Raw genomic sequence first — 18,031 nt, 5'->3', positions numbered from 1 at the left:
AATTAAACATAAATTTAAAATATAATAAATTCAAATTTCAAAAAACAAAAGGGATATGAGAAATTACCTGATAGAAGATTTACCACAATATTTTGAAGACTATAAAAAGTCCATCAAAAATCCTAAAAAGTTCTGGGATAAGGTAGCGGATCAGAACTTCGTGTGGTACCAAAGATGGAGCAAGGTTGTTAAGTACGACATGAATGAAGCCAAGATTACCTGGTTCAAAAATGCGAAACTCAATATTACCAAAAACTGTATCGACAGGCATCTTACCATAAGAGGAGAAAAAACAGCAATCATCTGGGAACCTAATGATCCCAAGGAAGAAGCTCAGCATATTTCCTACCATGAGCTGTATACGCGTGTTAATAAAACAGCCAATATTTTACGGGATATGGGAATTGAAAAGGGAGACAGAGTCTGTATTTATCTTCCCATGATCCCTGAACTGGCTGTTACGATGCTTGCCTGTGCAAAACTGGGTGCCGTACATTCTGTTATTTTTGCAGGATTTTCAGCTTCAGCAGTTGCATCAAGGGTCAATGACTGTGAAGCCAAAATGGTCATCACATCAGACGGAAGCTACAGAGGAAATAAAGTTCTCGACCTGAAAACGATTGTAGATGATGCGCTTGAAAAAACACCGACTGTTGAGAAAGTTCTTGTCGTAAAGAGAACCCATAACGAAATTACAATGAAAGAAGGAAGAGATTACTGGATGGCGAATCTGTATGAGAAAGCTTCTCCTGATTTCGTTACGGTCATTATGGATTCTGAAGATCCGCTTTTCATTTTATATACTTCAGGATCTACAGGGAAGCCTAAAGGAATGCTTCATACCTGCGCCGGCTATATGGTTTATACCGCCTATACCTTCAAAAATGTCTTTAATTATAAAGAAAATGATATCTACTGGTGCACCGCAGATATCGGATGGATCACCGGACATTCCTACATTCTTTACGGACCATTATTGAATGGAGCTACCACTGTAATTTTCGAAGGAGTTCCTACGTATCCTGAACCAGATCGTTTCTGGGAAGTGATTGAAAAACATAAAATTACTCAGTTTTATACCGCTCCTACCGCTATCCGCTCTTTAGCCAAAGAAAGTACAGAATGGGTAGACAAACATGATTTAAGCTCCCTGAAAGTGATCGGGTCTGTAGGAGAACCTATCAATGATGAAGCCTGGCACTGGTTCAATGATCATGTCGGGAAGAAAAAATGTCCGATTGTAGATACATGGTGGCAGACGGAAACCGGAGGAATTATGATTTCACCGCTTCCTTTTGTAACCCCAACCAAACCAACGTATGCTACTCTTCCACTTCCAGGCGTACAGCCAGTTCTGATGGATGATAAGCGAAATGAAATTACAGGAAATCAGGTAACCGGAAATCTTTGTATCCGTTTTCCATGGCCTGGAATCGCGAGAACCATCTGGGGTGACCACCAAAGGTATAAAGAAACCTATTTCACTGCATTCCCTGGAAAATATTTTACCGGTGATGGTGCATTGAGAGATGAAGTAGGTTATTACAGAATTACGGGCCGTGTAGATGATGTGATCATCGTTTCAGGGCACAATCTTGGGACAGCACCTATTGAAGACAGCATCAACCAGCATCCGGCTGTTGCAGAATCCGCAATTGTAGGTTACCCTCACGATATCAAAGGAAATGCGTTGTACGGCTATGTGATGCTTAAAGAAACCGGAGAAGGCCGTGATAAAGAAAATCTGAAGAAAGAAATTAACCAATTAATTTCAGATCAGATAGGGCCGATTGCGAAACTGGATAAAATACAGTTCGTTTCCGGTCTTCCGAAAACACGTTCCGGAAAAATTATGCGTAGAATATTGAGAAAAATTGCAGAAGGGGACTTCAGTAATTTTGGAGACATCAGTACGCTTTTAAATCCTGAAATTGTAGAGGAAATCAAAAACGAAAGAATTTAATTAATCATTATTTAACCAATAGTGGACCCCGGAATTTATTTCGGGGCTTTTTGTTTTTATAATAAAAAATTACGACAAGTTTTGTCGTTGCATGCAGATAATTTTGCTACAGAATAATATAAAACTAAATATAAATAAGGAAGTTAAATATTTAATAGTAAGTTTTACATTAAATCGCATTAATATAATTTTCCCACCTTAAAAAGTGTTAAATTCGCAAAGTTTAAGAAACTAATTACTAACTCAAAAAAACATGGAATGAAAAAATTCTATCTCAGTGCATTCACTTTATGCACAATCATGTGGGTATCTGCTCAAGAAGTGGTGTGGCAAAAAGACATCAAATCCTCTACCCAGGATTTTCTAAGTCAGGTTACTACCACAATCGATCAGCAATACCTTATTACAGGAAGCTCTATTCAAGGCGATAAGCAGAAGGCTTCAGACAGTAAGCAAAATAACGGTTACGATTTTCATTTGGTAAAACTGAACCAGCAGGGACAAGAAGTTTGGGAAAAATACTTTGCAGGACAAAATCATGATTACCTGTCTGCTACTATTACTACCCAGGATGGCGGATTTCTTTTAGCCGGAACTTCTTATTCAGGAAAAGGACTGGATAAAAAAGAGGATTCCAAAGGAGGCTCAGATATCTGGCTAATCAGAATCAATGAATTTGGTGATGAACTATGGCAAAAAACTCTTGGAAGTTCTTCGGATGAAGAAGCAAGAGCTGTTATCCAAACTACCGATTTAGGATTCTTTGTTGCAGCAAATGTGCAAAATTCATCAAAAGGCTATGGTTCCAAAGATGTTTTGATCACAAAACTGGATAAAGACGGAAAAGAACTTTCCCAATTAATTTTAGGAGGGAAAGGTTTAGATGAAATAGAGAAGATGATTCCAACGAAAGATGGTGGGGCATTACTGGGAATGTATTCAAGGAGTTCTGAAGTAAAGGCTGGGAGCGGGAAGTTAGAGGCTGGAAGTGGTGTGAAGATCGACTCTTATTCCAAAGTCAGCAGCAACTTCGGTGAAGGTGACTACTGGATTGTCAAGTTGGATAAAAACGGAAAAGTAGAATGGGAAAAGAATTTCGGGGGAAAAGGTGATGACCATATAAGAACATTGGCATTAACTTCCAATGGTTTTATAGTTGGTGGGGAATCCAGATCGGAGAGATCGGGAAACAAAACCGTCGGATTAGAGGAAGGAACAGACCTTTGGCTGATTGCTTTAAATGAAAGAGGTGATGAACAGTGGCAGAAATCCTACAATTTCAAGAACCGTGATATCCTGATGGGTATGAGTGTAATAAGCGGGAAGCAGGAAGATGGAAACGGGAAGTCTAAAGGCATTCTGCTGGGAGGCTATACTCAGGCTGAAGGAAGAATACAAACCGATGACGAAACTTTCTGGATGCTTTACCTTGACCAAAACGGAAATGAGCAGTGGAGAAAACACGTCAAAGGAGAATCCAGAAAAAAGGAAGAAAGGCTTTCCGATTTAAAATTGAACAGAGATGGTTCTATTGTTCTGGCAGGAACCAGTGCTGAAGAATTGGGGAAAGAAAACTGGAAGATTGTAAAGCTGGGAGACAAGCAGGTTGATCAGTTAATTGAAAAATATGACATCAAGATCTATCCAAACCCTGTCTCTGATTATGCTTACGTAGAAATCGGTTTCGATTTCAAGGATGCAGATATTCTTTTGTATGATATGAGTGGAAGACAGCTTCAGAGTATTAAAACGAAGAATAGAGTGACTAAGATCAACACCCAGGCTTTGGTTCAAGGGGCTTATCTGGTGACGATCAAAACGGATACAAATAAAACTGCGAATGCCAAATTGATAAAAAAATAAAAACTAATTCATGAAGAAAAATACGATAGCTATAGTTATATTACTAGCTTCACTACACAATATAGTTCTTGCACAGTCTGGAATAGGAGGTGATCCTAAAAGTTATGTTGGAGATATAAACCAAATGTTTGCTTCCGCACCCACTTCTAACAATTTAATGAAATTTGAAGAAGTTCCTGTAAGTTATTATACAGGGATTCCTGATATTAATATTCCTTTAGTCAGCATTCCAACAATCAATCCTAAAGTTGTAATGGCTGTACAGCTAAAATACCACCCCTTAAATGCTAAACCTGAAGACAGAGCTAGTGAAACAGGATTAGGTTGGAGCATTATTGCAGGAGGAACAATTTCCCGAACAGTTAGGGGAGGAAACCCTGATGAGAAAAATAGAACCATCCCATTCTCTTCTCCTCCAAAAACAAAATATGGTATTTATAATGAAATTTATAATCCAACTTCAAAATTAATGAAGGATCAAATAATTGATCTTAATGATTATAGCTTTGAGGCAGCCATGGGAAAATATGATACGGAATACGATCTGTATCAATACAATTTTATGGGGCAGTCAGGAAGATTTTATATTATAAAAGATGATAATGGAAATTATAAACCTGAAAAATTGGACAAAAATAATTTACAGATCATCATTAATGATATTGCTCCGGCTGAAATTACCAGTTTTACTATTGTTGATGATAAAGGAATCAGATACACTTTTGAAGGGATGGAAAAATCTCAAAAATCTATTACTAGTGTAAAAATAGGTATTATAAGCGGCATAGGTAACCCTAACCCAAGTATGGATATTGCAAATTATTGGGCTGCATTTAATCTGATAAATATCAAAGATCAGAATAATACTACTCTTGCTACTTTTAATTATAATCTCAATTCTGTTGTTAAATTTGAAGAAACCCCGACTACAATTAAGCGACTTGCTGGAAATGTACAATATTCCAACACCAGTGGAAGCACTGAAATCTCTGATGGAAGTATGCCTGGAGCTTTTGAAACGCAGTATGTTTATAATACAACCAATACCAAGTTGTTAACAAGCATTGATGTCTTAGGAAAAGGGTCAATTTATTTAAATTATGAAAAGGGAAGGCTGGATTCAAATTATATGGAGCCTGCAGAACTTTATAAATTAAAATCTGTTCAGTCAAATTATATTGGGCAAAATACACAACAATACATAGATAAATATGTGTTGGATTATGGGTATTCAAATACAAATTTACAACCTGAAAATGGTACGATGAAAACGTTGCAGAAAATGATGCTGGCAAAAGTTACCAAGACAGCTCCCAATGCACAAAATCAGGAATACAACTTAGATTATTATAGTAATTCAGGAATACTTCAAAAAGATAAATGGGGATATTATAAAGGAGATAGTGATGCGTACAGAACAGACGTTTTAAAATCTTTAACATATCCTACAAAAGGAAAAGCAGTATTTGATTTTGGAGAAAATATTTATAGCTATATCAATGGAACAGAACCTGTAACAGGGGAATGGATTGACACAGATAATACTTTTGTATCCTATGATTTAAATACGTTTAGTTCATCAATAAAAGAAGAATTCTTCACCATTCAGACTCCACAAAAAGTCAAGCTTCATCTTGATCTCGGAAATCTAATTTATTCCAATTGGCATTTTTATATTTATAAAAAAAACGCAGACAATACCTACTCTGCTTCCCTTGCGGATTTTGGCTTAAGCTGGCAGTCTTGTATCAGTAACAGTGGCGCTCAGTGCATGAATCAGAACTTAGGACCAAACGGAGAACCTCTTACAGAATATGACTATGAAACAGTTACTTTACAACCGGGAACCTACTATTTATCATTAACAGGAAGTAAAGGAATTACTCAAGTACCTATCTCATATTATCTTACAGCTTATACGAAAGAGCACTATTTTAATAGCTTCCTGACTAAAAAAGGTGGAGGTATCAGAATTAATAATATTAAATATTTCGATACACTGACCTCTACAGAACCAGCCAAAGGACTTTTTTATGACTATAAAGACATTAATGATCCGCAAAAAAGCAGTGGTGCTCTTGTCTTCCCGGAGCCGATCACAAGCTTTGATGATAGTTACACCTATAGAAATAAGTTTTATAATCCTACAATTACCTATAGCGCTGATTTTAAAGTAACCACAGATTATAATATTCTACCGGTTCAGAAAACACAGGGTTCTGATGTGGGATATAAATATGTAATTGTTGAACAAAAAGATAAAGATGGCAATGGAAAAGGGAAGACAGTTCATACATTCAGATCTCCCATAGATTATCCAAATGATGGAATTTTATCTACGGTACCCCCTGTTATACCTATTCCTAATCTGGATTACTTAAGAGGACAACCAGTATCAGAAAAGGTTTACAATGCAGCAGGTCAGATTATTTCAGAAACAACAACGCAATATACTACAACTGAATTTGAAAAAAATGATGCAATTAAGCTTTATGACAATTATGAAAAGAATATGGTTTCCGAACTTTTTGGTTTCAGTAGTTATCAAGCGCTTTATAATCAATTACACATTGGAGTAATGCTCACTAACCCATATAAAGGTTTTGAAAAGTTTGGAATAACACTGCCTAATCAAAAAGAAGAAAAAACATATTTCTACAAAAATGGAGTTCAGAATTCTGTTATTAAAACAACGAACACAACGTATAATCAGGAAGATTATCCTATAAGTGTCACTCAAAATGTATTGGGAACAGATACTTATATTTCAAAATATAAATATGCTAAAGAAAAAAACAATCAATATTTGACTGGTAAAAATATGATTGGAACATCATTGGAAACGGAAACCCAAAAGAATACTATCACGATTTCAAAAGTGGAATCTTTATATCCACTAAATCAGGCTGAAGCAGATACAAAAACTTCGGGATTGGCATTACCTTACCAGGTAAATTCTACAGATTTACAGAATGTTGTTTCTAAGGAAGTGACTTATGATAAATATGATGAAAAAGGAAATCTACTACAGTATACTATAAAAGAAGGAATTCCTGTTTGTATTGTATGGGGATATAACCAAACCCAGCCAATAGCTAAGATAGAAGGAATTACTTACGCACGTTTATCAGGAATGTCTCCCGGTATTTTAGAAATTGTTAATGCCTCCAATACAGATGCATCAGCAGGCCCTGGTAATGATGAAACCTCATTTTTATCTGCGTTGAATACCTTCAGAAATAATACTGCATTATCCAGTTATCAGATCACTACCTACACCTACGATCCTTTAATTGGAGTAAGAAGCATCACCCCACCTTCAGGAATCAGAGAAAGCTATGTCTATGATTCAGCTAACCGACTTGAAAAAGTGATTGATTTGAATGGCAAAGTGCTGAAAGAAATGAAATACAACTATAAAAACTAAAACCGATGAAAAAAATATTAATTCCCATAGGGATTCTCATAATAGGAACTGCCCAGGGGCAGCTTACCAATACGGAAAATTATGTCTACTCCAAGACGTATTTGTCAGATCCTGCACTTGCTAATGTTAAAACCTCTGAAACGGTTCAGTATTTTGATGGACTCGGAAGACCCAAGCAAATCATTAATGTAAAAGCCTCACCTTTAGGTCGTGATGTTGTGACCCATATCGAATATGATCCGTTTGGAAGACAGGTGAAAGATTATCTTCCTGTTCCCCAGCTTTCTACAGCCAACGGAAGTTACTATTCAGGTCCTTTGGGGGGTTATCCAACAACCTATGGCAATGAAAAGATCTACTCAGAGAAGATTCTGGAAAATTCGCCATTAGACCGTATTTTAGCGCAAAAACAGGTCGGAACTGCCTGGGACAACAAGCCTGTACAGTTTGGATATGATGCCAATACAGATGGCGAGGTTAAAAAATACACCGCCACTTTTAACTATACCAATTTTACTTCCCAACTCACCTTATCCGGAACCTACGGAACAGGGCAGCTGTATAAAAATACGGTTACCGATGAAGACGGAAACCCAACCATTGAATTTAAAAACGTGCAGGGACAGATTGTATTGGTCAGAAAAGTAATCACTGCTACAGAAAACGCAGATACTTATTATGTTTACAATGATTATAACCAGCTGGCTTATGTAATTCCTCCCAAGGCTTCTGTAGAAGCAGATCCCAATACCATACTGAATGATTTATGCTATCAGTATAAATATGACGGGAGAAATCGTCTGGTAGAAAAGAAACTGCCTGGTAAAGGCTGGGAATATATGGTGTATAATAAAGCTGACCAGCTTATTCTGACTCAGGATACTGAGCTTAAAGGAAAAGGACAATGGCTCTTTACCAAATATGACCAATTTGGAAGAACCGTTTACACGGGAATTACAAATAATACTGCCAGCAGGGCTTCAATGCAAAATAGTGCCAATGTCAATGCTAATTTATATGAAACCAGAACCGCTGCGGCCGGATTTACCTTAAATGGTATGGCTGTATATTATACCAAACTTTCCACTCCTTCCAGTGTTAGCCAGATACTAAGTGTCAATTATTACGATACTTATCCTCCGGGGTCATCTGCAGTGACCAATGTGTTTGCGCAGCCTCTTCTTACGGACAATCCGGCTATTGAACAAACTACCAAAGGACTCCTTACCGCTTCCTATATCAAAAATATAGAAGATGATAAATGGACCAGGAATTTTATCTGGTACGATACGAAGGGAAGAAACATTGGTTCAAGAAGCAACAATCATTTAGGAGGTTATACTGTGATCAACAATAAACTTGATTTTTCGGGAGTAATCCTTCAGACTAATACCTACCATAGAAGACTGGGTTCAGATCCTGAAAAAGTCATCGTGGAAAAATTCACCTACGATCCCCAGAACAGGCTTCTGACCCATACCCATCAGGTAGGCAACAATCCTGTTGAATACCTTGCCCAGAATAAGTATAATGAAATTTCCCAGCTGGAATCCAAGAAAGTAGGAGGAACAGTTGCAATATCTCCATTACAGACCATTACTTATCAATACAATATCCGGGGCTGGATGACTAAGGTTAATGATCCGGCAAACCTCAATGGAAAATTATTTGGATATGAAATGAAGTATAACAATCCTGTGTATACCAATACGTCAACAGGAAGGTTTAATGGAAATATTGCTGAGATCGATTGGAATATTTCCAGTGCAGAAGGATTGAAAAGATACAATTATCAGTATGATGCTTTAAACAGGATGTTGAAAGGAGTGTATTCCGAGCCCAATTCTTCTGTAGCCCAGAATAATTATTTTAATGAAGAGCTGAGTTATGATCTCAACGGAAATATTAAAACCTTAAAAAGATTTTCATGGCCCGTTTCCGGGGGAACTACCGCAGAGAAGATTGATGATCTGATCTATAATTATCAGAATGGGGACAAAAGTAATACCCTGGATAAAATTACTCTTCCTTCAGGGGGTATTAACAACCGTTCAGGATACAATGCTTTGCAGGGAACGATGGCTTATAATCTTAATGGGAATATGACGGATCATCCTGATAAAAAAATGAAGATCATTTACAATTACCTGAATTTGCCTAGTTATATTTCAGTTAACGAAGGGTTGATAGGTATTTCCAACACCAGCTATACCTACAGGGCAGATGGCACGAAAGTAGCTAAAACATATAGTATGAACGGGTCCATAGAAACCAATTACCTAGACGGTTTCCAGTATGATAACAGGCATGCATATGATACCTCAGCATCCCTTTATACCGTTCCGGTATTGAAATTTGTACCTACCTCAGAAGGGTATTATGATTTTACTGAAAATAAGTATATTTACAATTACACGGATCATTTAGGAAATACAAGGGTGAGCTATAAGAATAATGGTACTGCACTTGAGGTTATTGATGTCAACAACTATTATCCTTTTGGGTTAAAACACCAGAACGGACCTATTGTACCGGTTCCTTTTGGAGGAGTGCCTTATAATTATAAGTTTCAAGGACAGGAATTACAGGAGACTGGTTTTTACTCGTTTAAGTGGAGAAATTATATGCCCGATGTGGGAAGGTTCTTTAATATTGATCCGCTTGCGGAATCTTTTCCATATAATAGCACCTATGCATTTGCAGAAAATCGTGTAATTGACGGTAGAGAATTAGAAGGATTAGAATGGGTAGCGAGTAGGAACTTGGAAAATAAAACTGTCAATTTACATCTTACATACAAGCCTGTAAATAATACGGGAGGGGTTCTTTCTAATGCGCAAATGTCTACCTTGTTAAAAGAACGAGAAGCTCAAATCGTTTCTTCTTTTGGAGGAAAAGACTCTGCTGGTAATCAAGTTAATATTACGTTTAGCCAGAGCGATAAATCTACTATGATTTGGGATTATAATATAGGGTATGATACTAATAATGTTGATGATTTTAAAAATGGAGAGAATACGGATGCTACATACTATACCAACGGAATGACTGATACCAACAACAATACACAGACAAATAGAACTCAAATCAATGTTATTACTACGGACGGGCTCGGTTGGGATGAAAAGAAGGATCAATTAAATTTTGATAATAAGAATAGATCTGATGTCGCTAAAACAGGAGCTCATGAAACAGGCCATACATTAGGAATTCGTCATAATGATAAAGCAACTTTAAAATCTACTCCAGACAACTTAATGAGAGAGGGAGGTCCTGGAACAAAAATAACTCCAGAACAAAGAACTAATGCTATAAAGTTAGTAGAAGAACAACAACCAAAAAACTAGATAATGAAAAAATTTAATATAATAATCTTTTGCTTATTTGTTTTTATCAGTTGTTCAACTGTAAAAACATCCGAAATATACGGAACGGAGATGGACGTTGTTGATAATGTACGTTCAAAAGTTATGATTAAAAAATTTAATGCACACGATAAAAACAAATCTTTCTTAACCTTTACATCTGAATTTGACAATATTATAACAGTCAAAAATGGAGATAGTTTAATTCTTGATAAAAGAGGTAAAACTATGCCAATGCTTGGATTTACAACCGCTTGTGTAATTTTTAATGATAAAGAAATTATTATCACTATTGACAAGAAGCAGGAAATAAAATTGAATAAAGAACAATTGCCAAAATATAAGTTTATATATATTGGAAAAGATAAAAATCATTATAAAATTGAATATACTAATAAAGCTCGTTCTTTTATGTAAATTTAAGCCATGTAATACCCAAACCCCTTGCAATTTGCAAGGGGTTTGGGTATTACATAATGCTTTGCAATTTAGTTTGTATAAGGAAGAGCGAAGACGTGTTGTCTGTCGTTCTCTTTTAGTTTTTGGATGTCGAGAATTTTAGAGACGATATTTTTTTCCAAAAGAACATCCGTAGACCGTACGAGATAATCCAGAGATACTTCTAAGGCTTCTGCCAGTTGCGTGGCCATCTCAATAGATCGTTTTACTTCCTCACCCGCGCTCCCGAACGAATCCTTTCGTGTGGCAGATAATAAAAAAACTCGCAATTTGTGAAGTTTTTTGTTTATGGTCTTCTGTCTTCAAATGGAAAACAAAAAGAAAGAGGTGTCAAGGTTTCAAAAGACAAATATTATCCAATTGTTAAAATTAAACACCTGTTCAATAATCATTCTTAAACATTACCCTTATCTATTAAAAACAGGATATTAATTAACAAATTTTATTGGCTCAAATGCAATGATAATCAGAAAATTATTAGTAACTTTAATGGGAACTTAAAACCAATTAACTATGTCACATATATTAGCTGGACTATTTGATTATCACAGCGACTACAAAAAACTGGAAAGTGATCTGGAAAATTCAGGATTTGAAAATTCAGATTACATGATATACCTTAATGATGGTTCCGGTAATTCCCAATATCTGGCAAGTGTTACCGTAAATGATATCAATCAGATTGACCTTGCACGGAATGCGTTTATTCAGAACGCTGCTTTAAAGTCCTATTTATTTGAAAACATGAACATCAATGAAACCAATTATGATACGATCAAAAGGTATATTGATGCAAGAAACAGAGCTGAAATTCATAACAGCCCGGAAATTAAAATCAAAACGTCAAGCGACGGTATGAATTCTGAAGTGAAATTCTAATCGATATAAAAATCTAATAACCGAAGATCCGTAGTGTATACTGCGGATCTTTTATGTTTGAAAAAACTAAAAATTTTCGTATTTTCGTCTAATTATAGGCATATGCACAAATGAGCTACGATTTAGAACAAGAGAATAAAGAGATCCTTGCCAGATATAAGGATTTGATTTCTAACACATACAGAACATTGGATGAGGAAAACAATAAACTCATCCGAAAGGCATTCGACATCGCACTGGATGCCCATAAGGATCAAAGGAGGAAATCCGGAGAACCTTACATCTACCACCCTATTGCTGTTGCTAAGATTGTAGCTACAGAAATTGGGCTGGGTGCAACTTCTATTGCCTGTGCACTTTTGCATGACGTGATTGAAGATTCAGACTATACCTACGAAGACCTAAAAAAAATATTCGGAGAAAAGATTGCCAATATCGTGAATGGATTAACGAAAATTTCCATCATGAACCACCAGAATATTTCTGTGCAGTCTGAAAACTACAGAAAACTGTTGTTGACATTATCCGAGGATTTCAGGGTGATTCTGATTAAAATTGCAGACCGCCTCCATAATATGAGAACTCTGGAAAGCATGGCTCCGGATAAGCAGAAAAAAATTGCTTCGGAAACAGTGTATATCTATGCTCCCATGGCTCACCGTCTTGGATTATACAATATTAAATCTGAGCTGGAAGATCTTTCCTTAAAATATAACAGCCCCGAAGTATACAACGAGATCACAGAGAAATTGGAACTGGCCAAGGAAAGCCGTGAAAGATATATCGAAGAATTTAAGAAGGAAGTATCCGAAAGACTTCATGAAGAAGGCTTAAACTTTAAAATCAAAGGCCGTGCTAAAGCCATTTCTTCCATTTACAGAAAGATGCTGAAACAGGGGGTTTCCTTTGAAGAGGTGTTTGACAACTACGCCATCAGAATTATTTATAAATCTGATGCGAAAAATGAAAAATTCCTGGCGTGGAAGATCTACTCTATCGTTACGGATGTATACCACAGTAACCCTTCCAGAATGCGTGACTGGATTACGCAGCCCCGTTCCACAGGATACGAAAGTTTACATTTAACCGTTTTAGGACCGGACAAAAAATGGATTGAAGTACAGATCCGTTCCGAAAGAATGGATGAAATTGCTGAAAAAGGAGTTGCTGCACACTATAAATACAAAGAAGGTTACAAACAGAGTTCTGATGACAGAAATTTTGAAAAATGGGTAACCGAGATCCGTGAAGTACTTGAACAGCAGCAGAACCTTTCCACTTCGGAACTTTTGGACAATATTAAGCTTAACTTATATTCCAAAGAAGTATTTGTCTTTACGCCAAAAGGAGAAATTAAAATCCTTCCGACCAATGCTACTGCTTTAGATTTTGCCTTCTCTGTTCACTCCGATCTGGGAATGAAATGTCTGGGAGCCAAAATCAACGGAAAACTGGTTCCTATTTCTTACATTCTTCAAAACGGAGATCAGGTAGATATCCTGTCTTCCCAAAACCAGAAACCTAAATCGGATTGGCTGGAATTCGTTGTGACTTCGAAAGCCAAATCCAAAATCAAGAGTTATCTGAACTCTCAGAAAAACCAGCTGGTAGAAGAAGGAAAAGAAATCCTGCAGAGAAAACTTCGTCATGCGAAAATCAATTTTAATGATGATGAAATTAATAAACTTCAAAAATTCTTTAATTTAAAATCATCTCAGGAGCTCTTCCTTAAATTCCAAAGTAATGAACTGGATGTAAGCAGCCTGAGAAAATATATAGAAAGCAAAAACGTATTCAATAACTTACTTTCAAGATTCAGAAAATCACCTAATAAAAGTCAGCATTTCGAGGATCTTAAAGAGGAAAACCTTGACATGATTGTCTTTGGAAAAGATGAAGAGAAACTTAACTACACCTATGCAAAATGCTGCACAGTAATTCCGGGAGACAAAATCTTCGGATTTATTACGATCTCAGACGGAATCAAGGTACATAGTGACAACTGTCCGAATGCCATCAATCTGAGAGCACAGTATGATTACCGCGTCATTCCTGCCAAGTGGGTGAATGCGGAAAGCTTCATGAACAGAGTAAAAATTGAAATTGAAGGACTTGACAGAATGGGGATGATTAATGATATCACAACGGTCATCAGTGGAAGTATGGGGATGGATATGAAAAGTATGTCTATTGAATCCAACAATGGTGTTTTCACAGGAAATATCAACCTCGAAGTCAAAAATAAAGGCCAGCTGGAAGAGACCTTTAAAAAACTTAAAAATATTAACGGAGTTTCAAGAGTGAGACGAGTACAATCATAAACATGAATTTATCCCTTTATTTTAAAAAATTTTTCAACAACAGTCAGTCTTCAGGAATTATTCTTATTTTCTGTGTGCTTATTTCATTGCTTATTGCCAACTCATCTGCTGCGGAGGACTTTCAGCATTTTTTAAACCTGGAAGCAGGCACTCATCTTTTTGGATTGGAGTATCCTATCAGCATCTGGATCAATGACGGACTGATGGCTGTATTTTTCCTTCTGGTAGGCCTTGAAATAAAACGTGAACTTGTAGAAGGTGAACTTTCATCTTTTAAAAATGCTTCCCTCCCTATTTTTGCAGCCGTTGGCGGAATGCTTGTTCCTGCTGTAATATACAGCATTTTCAATACAGGAACGGAATACAGCAATGGTTGGGGAATTCCTATGGCAACAGATATTGCATTTTCGCTGGCTATCATTTCGATGTTAGGTAAAAAGATTCCTAATTCTATCAAGATATTTTTAGCTGCATTAGCTATTGTAGACGACCTGGGAGCTATTTTAGTAATTGCGATTTTCTATACAGAGCAAATCCACTGGAGCTATCTCCTGTTATCTTTTGGGGTAACAGCCTTACTTTTTATGTTAAACTTTTTAAAAGTAACAAAAACTGTATTTTATATCATTCCGGGATTATTTTTATGGTATTTCCTTCATCATTCCGGAATTCATGCTACGATAGCAGGTGTTGTGCTTGCTTTTTCAATTCCTACGAACGCTTCCAATGTAGAAATCTCACCATTAGAAAAACTAGAGCATCAGCTTCATATCCCGGTAAGTTTTCTGATCATGCCGATATTTGCTTTAACGAATACCAATATCACTTTTTCCAGCGAAATGGTAGCAGGAGTCACAAGCACATTAGGGTTGGGAATTATCTGTGGACTGGTATTAGGTAAACTGATTGGTATCAATTTATTTTCATTGATTGCCATCAAATTAAAACTCAGCTCACTGCCTCAAAATAGCAACTGGCTTCAGATGTTTGGTGTAGGATTACTAGCCGGAATCGGGTTTACCATGTCTATTTTTATTGCATTGCTTTCTTTTAAAGGAGAAATTCCGATTCAGGATGAAGCGAAGTTTGCGATCCTGATTGCGTCCTTTATTGCTGCAATTGCCGGATTTACCATACTAAGTGTAAGTTCTAAAGAAGATCCTGAACTGGAGGAGAATTAATCTTTCTTCCGGTTCTCCAGTTTTCTTTTGTGTTCCTCATGATTATCAAAGTCCGGTTCAGTAATCTGAGCATGATATTCTGAGGCTTCTTTCCGGATCTCATCAGACAGCAGTTTTTCTATTCTGAGCTTTCTGATCGCCATATTCAGTTCATTCCCGAATAAAAGAAGATATACATTTACATTCACCCAAACCATCAGTAGAATCATACTGCCAATGGAGCCGTAAAGTACATTATATCGTGCAATATCCTTTACATAAATGGCAAAAATATAAGTAGTAGCTACAAACAGTACTGTGGTCAGAATTGCTCCCGGAACCGCCTGCCGGAATCTTGTAATCTTAACAGTTCCCAACCAGTAAAATAGCGTAAGAAGTATAAAATAAAAAAGCGGGAAAGAAACAAATCCGATAATTTTGGATAAGTTATCTACAAGCCACGAAACATCGTAAGCAGGTTTAAAAAGCTTCATTACCACCTCTGTGTAATACACTCCGAAAAGGGTTAAGAAAACGATAGTGATAAAGCCTATGGTGATAAAGAATGAAAGGATAAACTCCTTTACATCACTTAATTTTTCATCTGTATTCTCATTAAACCCGTTAATCAGGGAAAATGTACCGTTCGTAGCAAAAACAAGGGCCAGAAGAATGGTCAGGTTGCTGATTCCTTTCATATTCGGAATGATATTGCTTACGATATACCCTTTTACATCTCCTTCCATATTGGATGGAAAAACATTATGCAGCAGCACATCAAAAATATAGAACTGAAGCTCATCATATAGCGGCATATGAGGCAGTACAGAGAGCAAAAAAAGGATAAAAGGAAACAGACTTATGGTAAAGCTCCAGGAAATAGCCGCTGCTTTTCGCCCTATTTTTCCTTTAAAAATCCCGGAAATATAGATCTGAAACATCTGCCAGAGTGATATTCCCAAAACAGGAATATGGATGCTGTCGAAAAACTCTTGAATCTTTAAAATAAATCTGGGAACCTTTACACTCATCGATCTGTTTGTCTTTATACAAAGGTAGGAGAATTAAATTAAATAGGAAAAAGATAGAACGGAATTAGGCTGCGATGATAGATGTCAGGGGTAGCAGGGATCAGGGAATAGCTATTTCTAACAAAATATCAGATTCAGTTTATAGACTTAACTCTTTAATTAATATTCGGCATTAATGATTAACAAAGGTATTGATATTGATACGCCTTCTACAGGCTCAGGGTGACAACCCGAATACCAACCGAAGTTTTTCAGACATTGTCAGGCTGAGCCTGTTGAAACTATTATTACTAAAAGGGATAGGTGAATCAATTTATTAACCCTTACCTTTAAAGAACTGCCAACAAAATAACCCACAACCCATACCCAAAAACTTTGAACTTTACCCTCTGAAGCCCTATCTTTGCCCTCTGAAACTTCTTATAATGCGAATCAGCTTACTTTGTATCGGTAAAACAGATGATAAGGAAATAACCTCTTTAATCAATTATTATCTCAACCGTTTACCCAAACACTGGAATTTTGAAATTACAGAAATTCCGGATGTAAAAAATGCCAAAAACTTATCTCCTGACCTCCTTAAAAAGGAAGAAGCCAAGTTATTCTTAAACCATATTGATAAAAACGACCTGGTTGTGATTCTTGATGAAAAGGGAAAACAGTTTACCAGCCGCGAATTTTCCCAGAAGATTGATACCTGGATGAATTCTTCTGTAAAGAAAGTACATATTCTGATTGGAGGAGCTTATGGCTTCGCCGAAGAAATCTACAGCAGAGCCAATGAGAAAATGTCTTTATCCAAAATGACGTTTACCCATCAGATGATCCGCCTGTTTATTGTAGAACAGCTTTACCGCGCTGATCAGATTCTGCAGGGAAAACCTTATCATAACGATTAAAACAAAAGAGGCTCTCAAGAATGTCATTCTGACGAAGAAAGAATCTCACCAATACAATTTATGAGATTCTTCACTACATTTCTGAACTACGTTCGCAGACTTTCAGTCTTTATTCAGAATGACAAAAACCAAATAATTTGACTTTTGAGCCCACTTCTCTCTATTTCAGGCTGATCTGCCTCTTTGCTTCACCCACTACAAAAGCAACGGAATTGGCAATATTAAAGCTCCTGATAAGTTTCGACATAGGAATGGTTAAATGATTTTCAAAACGGTCTAAAACCTCTTTACTCAATCCCACGCTCTCCTTTCCGAAAACTAGCCAATCTCCGTCCTGAAACTCAGTTTCAAGATATGATTTTTCAGCATGTGAACTCATTAAAAACACACGTGAACGATCAGGAATATTTTTAATCCATTCTTCCACATCTGCATATTCATAAACATCAAGATGCACCCAATAATCCAATCCGGAACGCTTCAGGTTTTTATCATTAATTACAAATCCAAAGGGATGAATCAGGTGTAATCTGCTTTCGGTTCCTACACATAATCTTCCGATATTTCCAGTATTATTTGGTATTTCAGGCTCTACAAGAACAATATTCAACATCTCTCTCTATCTCTTTATTCGTTTTTAGTATGGATTTATTTAATGATTGGG

General features: G+C 36.6%; 12 protein-coding genes. 9 read left to right on the top strand and 3 right to left on the bottom strand.

Going from position 1 to position 18,031, the window contains the following annotated elements; translation table 11 throughout:
- Positions 1 to 55: 55 nt before the first annotated feature.
- The 5 genes from acs (at position 56) to ACODR7_RS00625 (ending at position 11,035) form a co-directional block, all read left to right on the top strand.
- Positions 56 to 1,963: an acetate--CoA ligase gene (acs, locus tag ACODR7_RS00645; protein WP_488836435.1), complete on the top strand. Its 1,908-nt coding sequence runs from the start codon at positions 56 to 58 to the stop codon at positions 1,961 to 1,963.
- Positions 1,964 to 2,221: 258 nt separating this feature from the next.
- Entirely contained in the window at positions 2,222 to 3,826 is a 1,605-nt protein-coding gene (locus tag ACODR7_RS00640) for a T9SS type A sorting domain-containing protein (protein ID WP_488836433.1), read from the top strand.
- Between the two features lie 10 nt (positions 3,827 to 3,836).
- Positions 3,837 to 7,253 carry a hypothetical protein gene (locus ACODR7_RS00635; RefSeq protein ID WP_488836431.1) on the top strand — a complete coding sequence of 1,139 codons (3,417 nt, stop codon included), beginning with the start codon at positions 3,837 to 3,839 and terminating at the stop codon, positions 7,251 to 7,253.
- A gap of 5 nt (positions 7,254 to 7,258) precedes the next feature.
- Complete coding sequence (locus ACODR7_RS00630; protein ID WP_488836429.1) at positions 7,259 to 10,600, top strand: DUF6443 domain-containing protein; 3,342 nt, start codon at positions 7,259 to 7,261, stop codon at positions 10,598 to 10,600.
- A 3-nt stretch (positions 10,601 to 10,603) separates the two neighbouring features.
- On the top strand, positions 10,604 to 11,035 hold the full coding sequence (locus tag ACODR7_RS00625; protein ID WP_426477977.1) for a hypothetical protein: 432 nt from the start codon (positions 10,604 to 10,606) through the stop codon (positions 11,033 to 11,035).
- Between the two features lie 71 nt (positions 11,036 to 11,106).
- Here the strand turns inward: ACODR7_RS00625 and ACODR7_RS00620 are convergent, their stop codons facing one another.
- On the bottom strand, positions 11,107 to 11,268 hold the full coding sequence (locus ACODR7_RS00620) for a hypothetical protein (RefSeq protein ID WP_488836427.1): 162 nt from the start codon (positions 11,266 to 11,268) through the stop codon (positions 11,107 to 11,109).
- Positions 11,269 to 11,590: 322 nt separating this feature from the next.
- On the opposite strand from ACODR7_RS00620, the gene ACODR7_RS00615 reads away from it, so the two are divergent.
- The 3 genes from ACODR7_RS00615 (at position 11,591) to nhaA (ending at position 15,458) form a co-directional block, all read left to right on the top strand.
- Positions 11,591 to 11,956, top strand: a complete 366-nt coding sequence (locus tag ACODR7_RS00615) for a hypothetical protein (RefSeq protein WP_488836425.1) — start codon at positions 11,591 to 11,593, stop codon at positions 11,954 to 11,956.
- Between the two features lie 110 nt (positions 11,957 to 12,066).
- Positions 12,067 to 14,277: a RelA/SpoT family protein gene (locus ACODR7_RS00610; RefSeq protein WP_488836423.1), complete on the top strand. Its 2,211-nt coding sequence runs from the start codon at positions 12,067 to 12,069 to the stop codon at positions 14,275 to 14,277.
- A 2-nt stretch (positions 14,278 to 14,279) separates the two neighbouring features.
- Positions 14,280 to 15,458, top strand: coding sequence for a Na+/H+ antiporter NhaA (gene nhaA, locus ACODR7_RS00605; RefSeq protein ID WP_488836421.1), 1,179 nt, complete (start codon positions 14,280 to 14,282; stop codon positions 15,456 to 15,458).
- On the opposite strand, the gene ACODR7_RS00600 is transcribed toward nhaA, so the two are convergent.
- Positions 15,455 to 16,468 (bottom strand): YihY/virulence factor BrkB family protein, encoded by a 1,014-nt coding sequence (locus tag ACODR7_RS00600; protein WP_488836419.1) that lies wholly within the window; start codon positions 16,466 to 16,468, stop codon positions 15,455 to 15,457. The two genes, nhaA and ACODR7_RS00600, sit on opposite strands and share 4 nt — an antisense overlap.
- A 425-nt stretch (positions 16,469 to 16,893) precedes the next feature.
- Between ACODR7_RS00600 and ACODR7_RS00595 the strand changes: the two genes are divergently transcribed.
- Positions 16,894 to 17,367 carry a 23S rRNA (pseudouridine(1915)-N(3))-methyltransferase RlmH gene (locus tag ACODR7_RS00595; RefSeq protein WP_110011124.1) on the top strand — a complete coding sequence of 158 codons (474 nt, stop codon included), beginning with the start codon at positions 16,894 to 16,896 and terminating at the stop codon, positions 17,365 to 17,367.
- A gap of 160 nt (positions 17,368 to 17,527) precedes the next feature.
- Here ACODR7_RS00595 and ACODR7_RS00590 read toward each other — a convergent pair whose 3' ends face one another.
- Positions 17,528 to 17,980 (bottom strand): tRNA (cytidine(34)-2'-O)-methyltransferase, encoded by a 453-nt coding sequence (locus ACODR7_RS00590; protein ID WP_488836417.1) that lies wholly within the window; start codon positions 17,978 to 17,980, stop codon positions 17,528 to 17,530.
- Positions 17,981 to 18,031 lie beyond the last annotated feature (51 nt).

The sequence above is a fragment of the Chryseobacterium sp. FG46 genome (genome assembly GCF_057809135.1).
The sequence above is the reverse complement of the archived record's forward strand: the minus strand, read 5'-3'. Positions and strand labels throughout refer to the sequence as shown.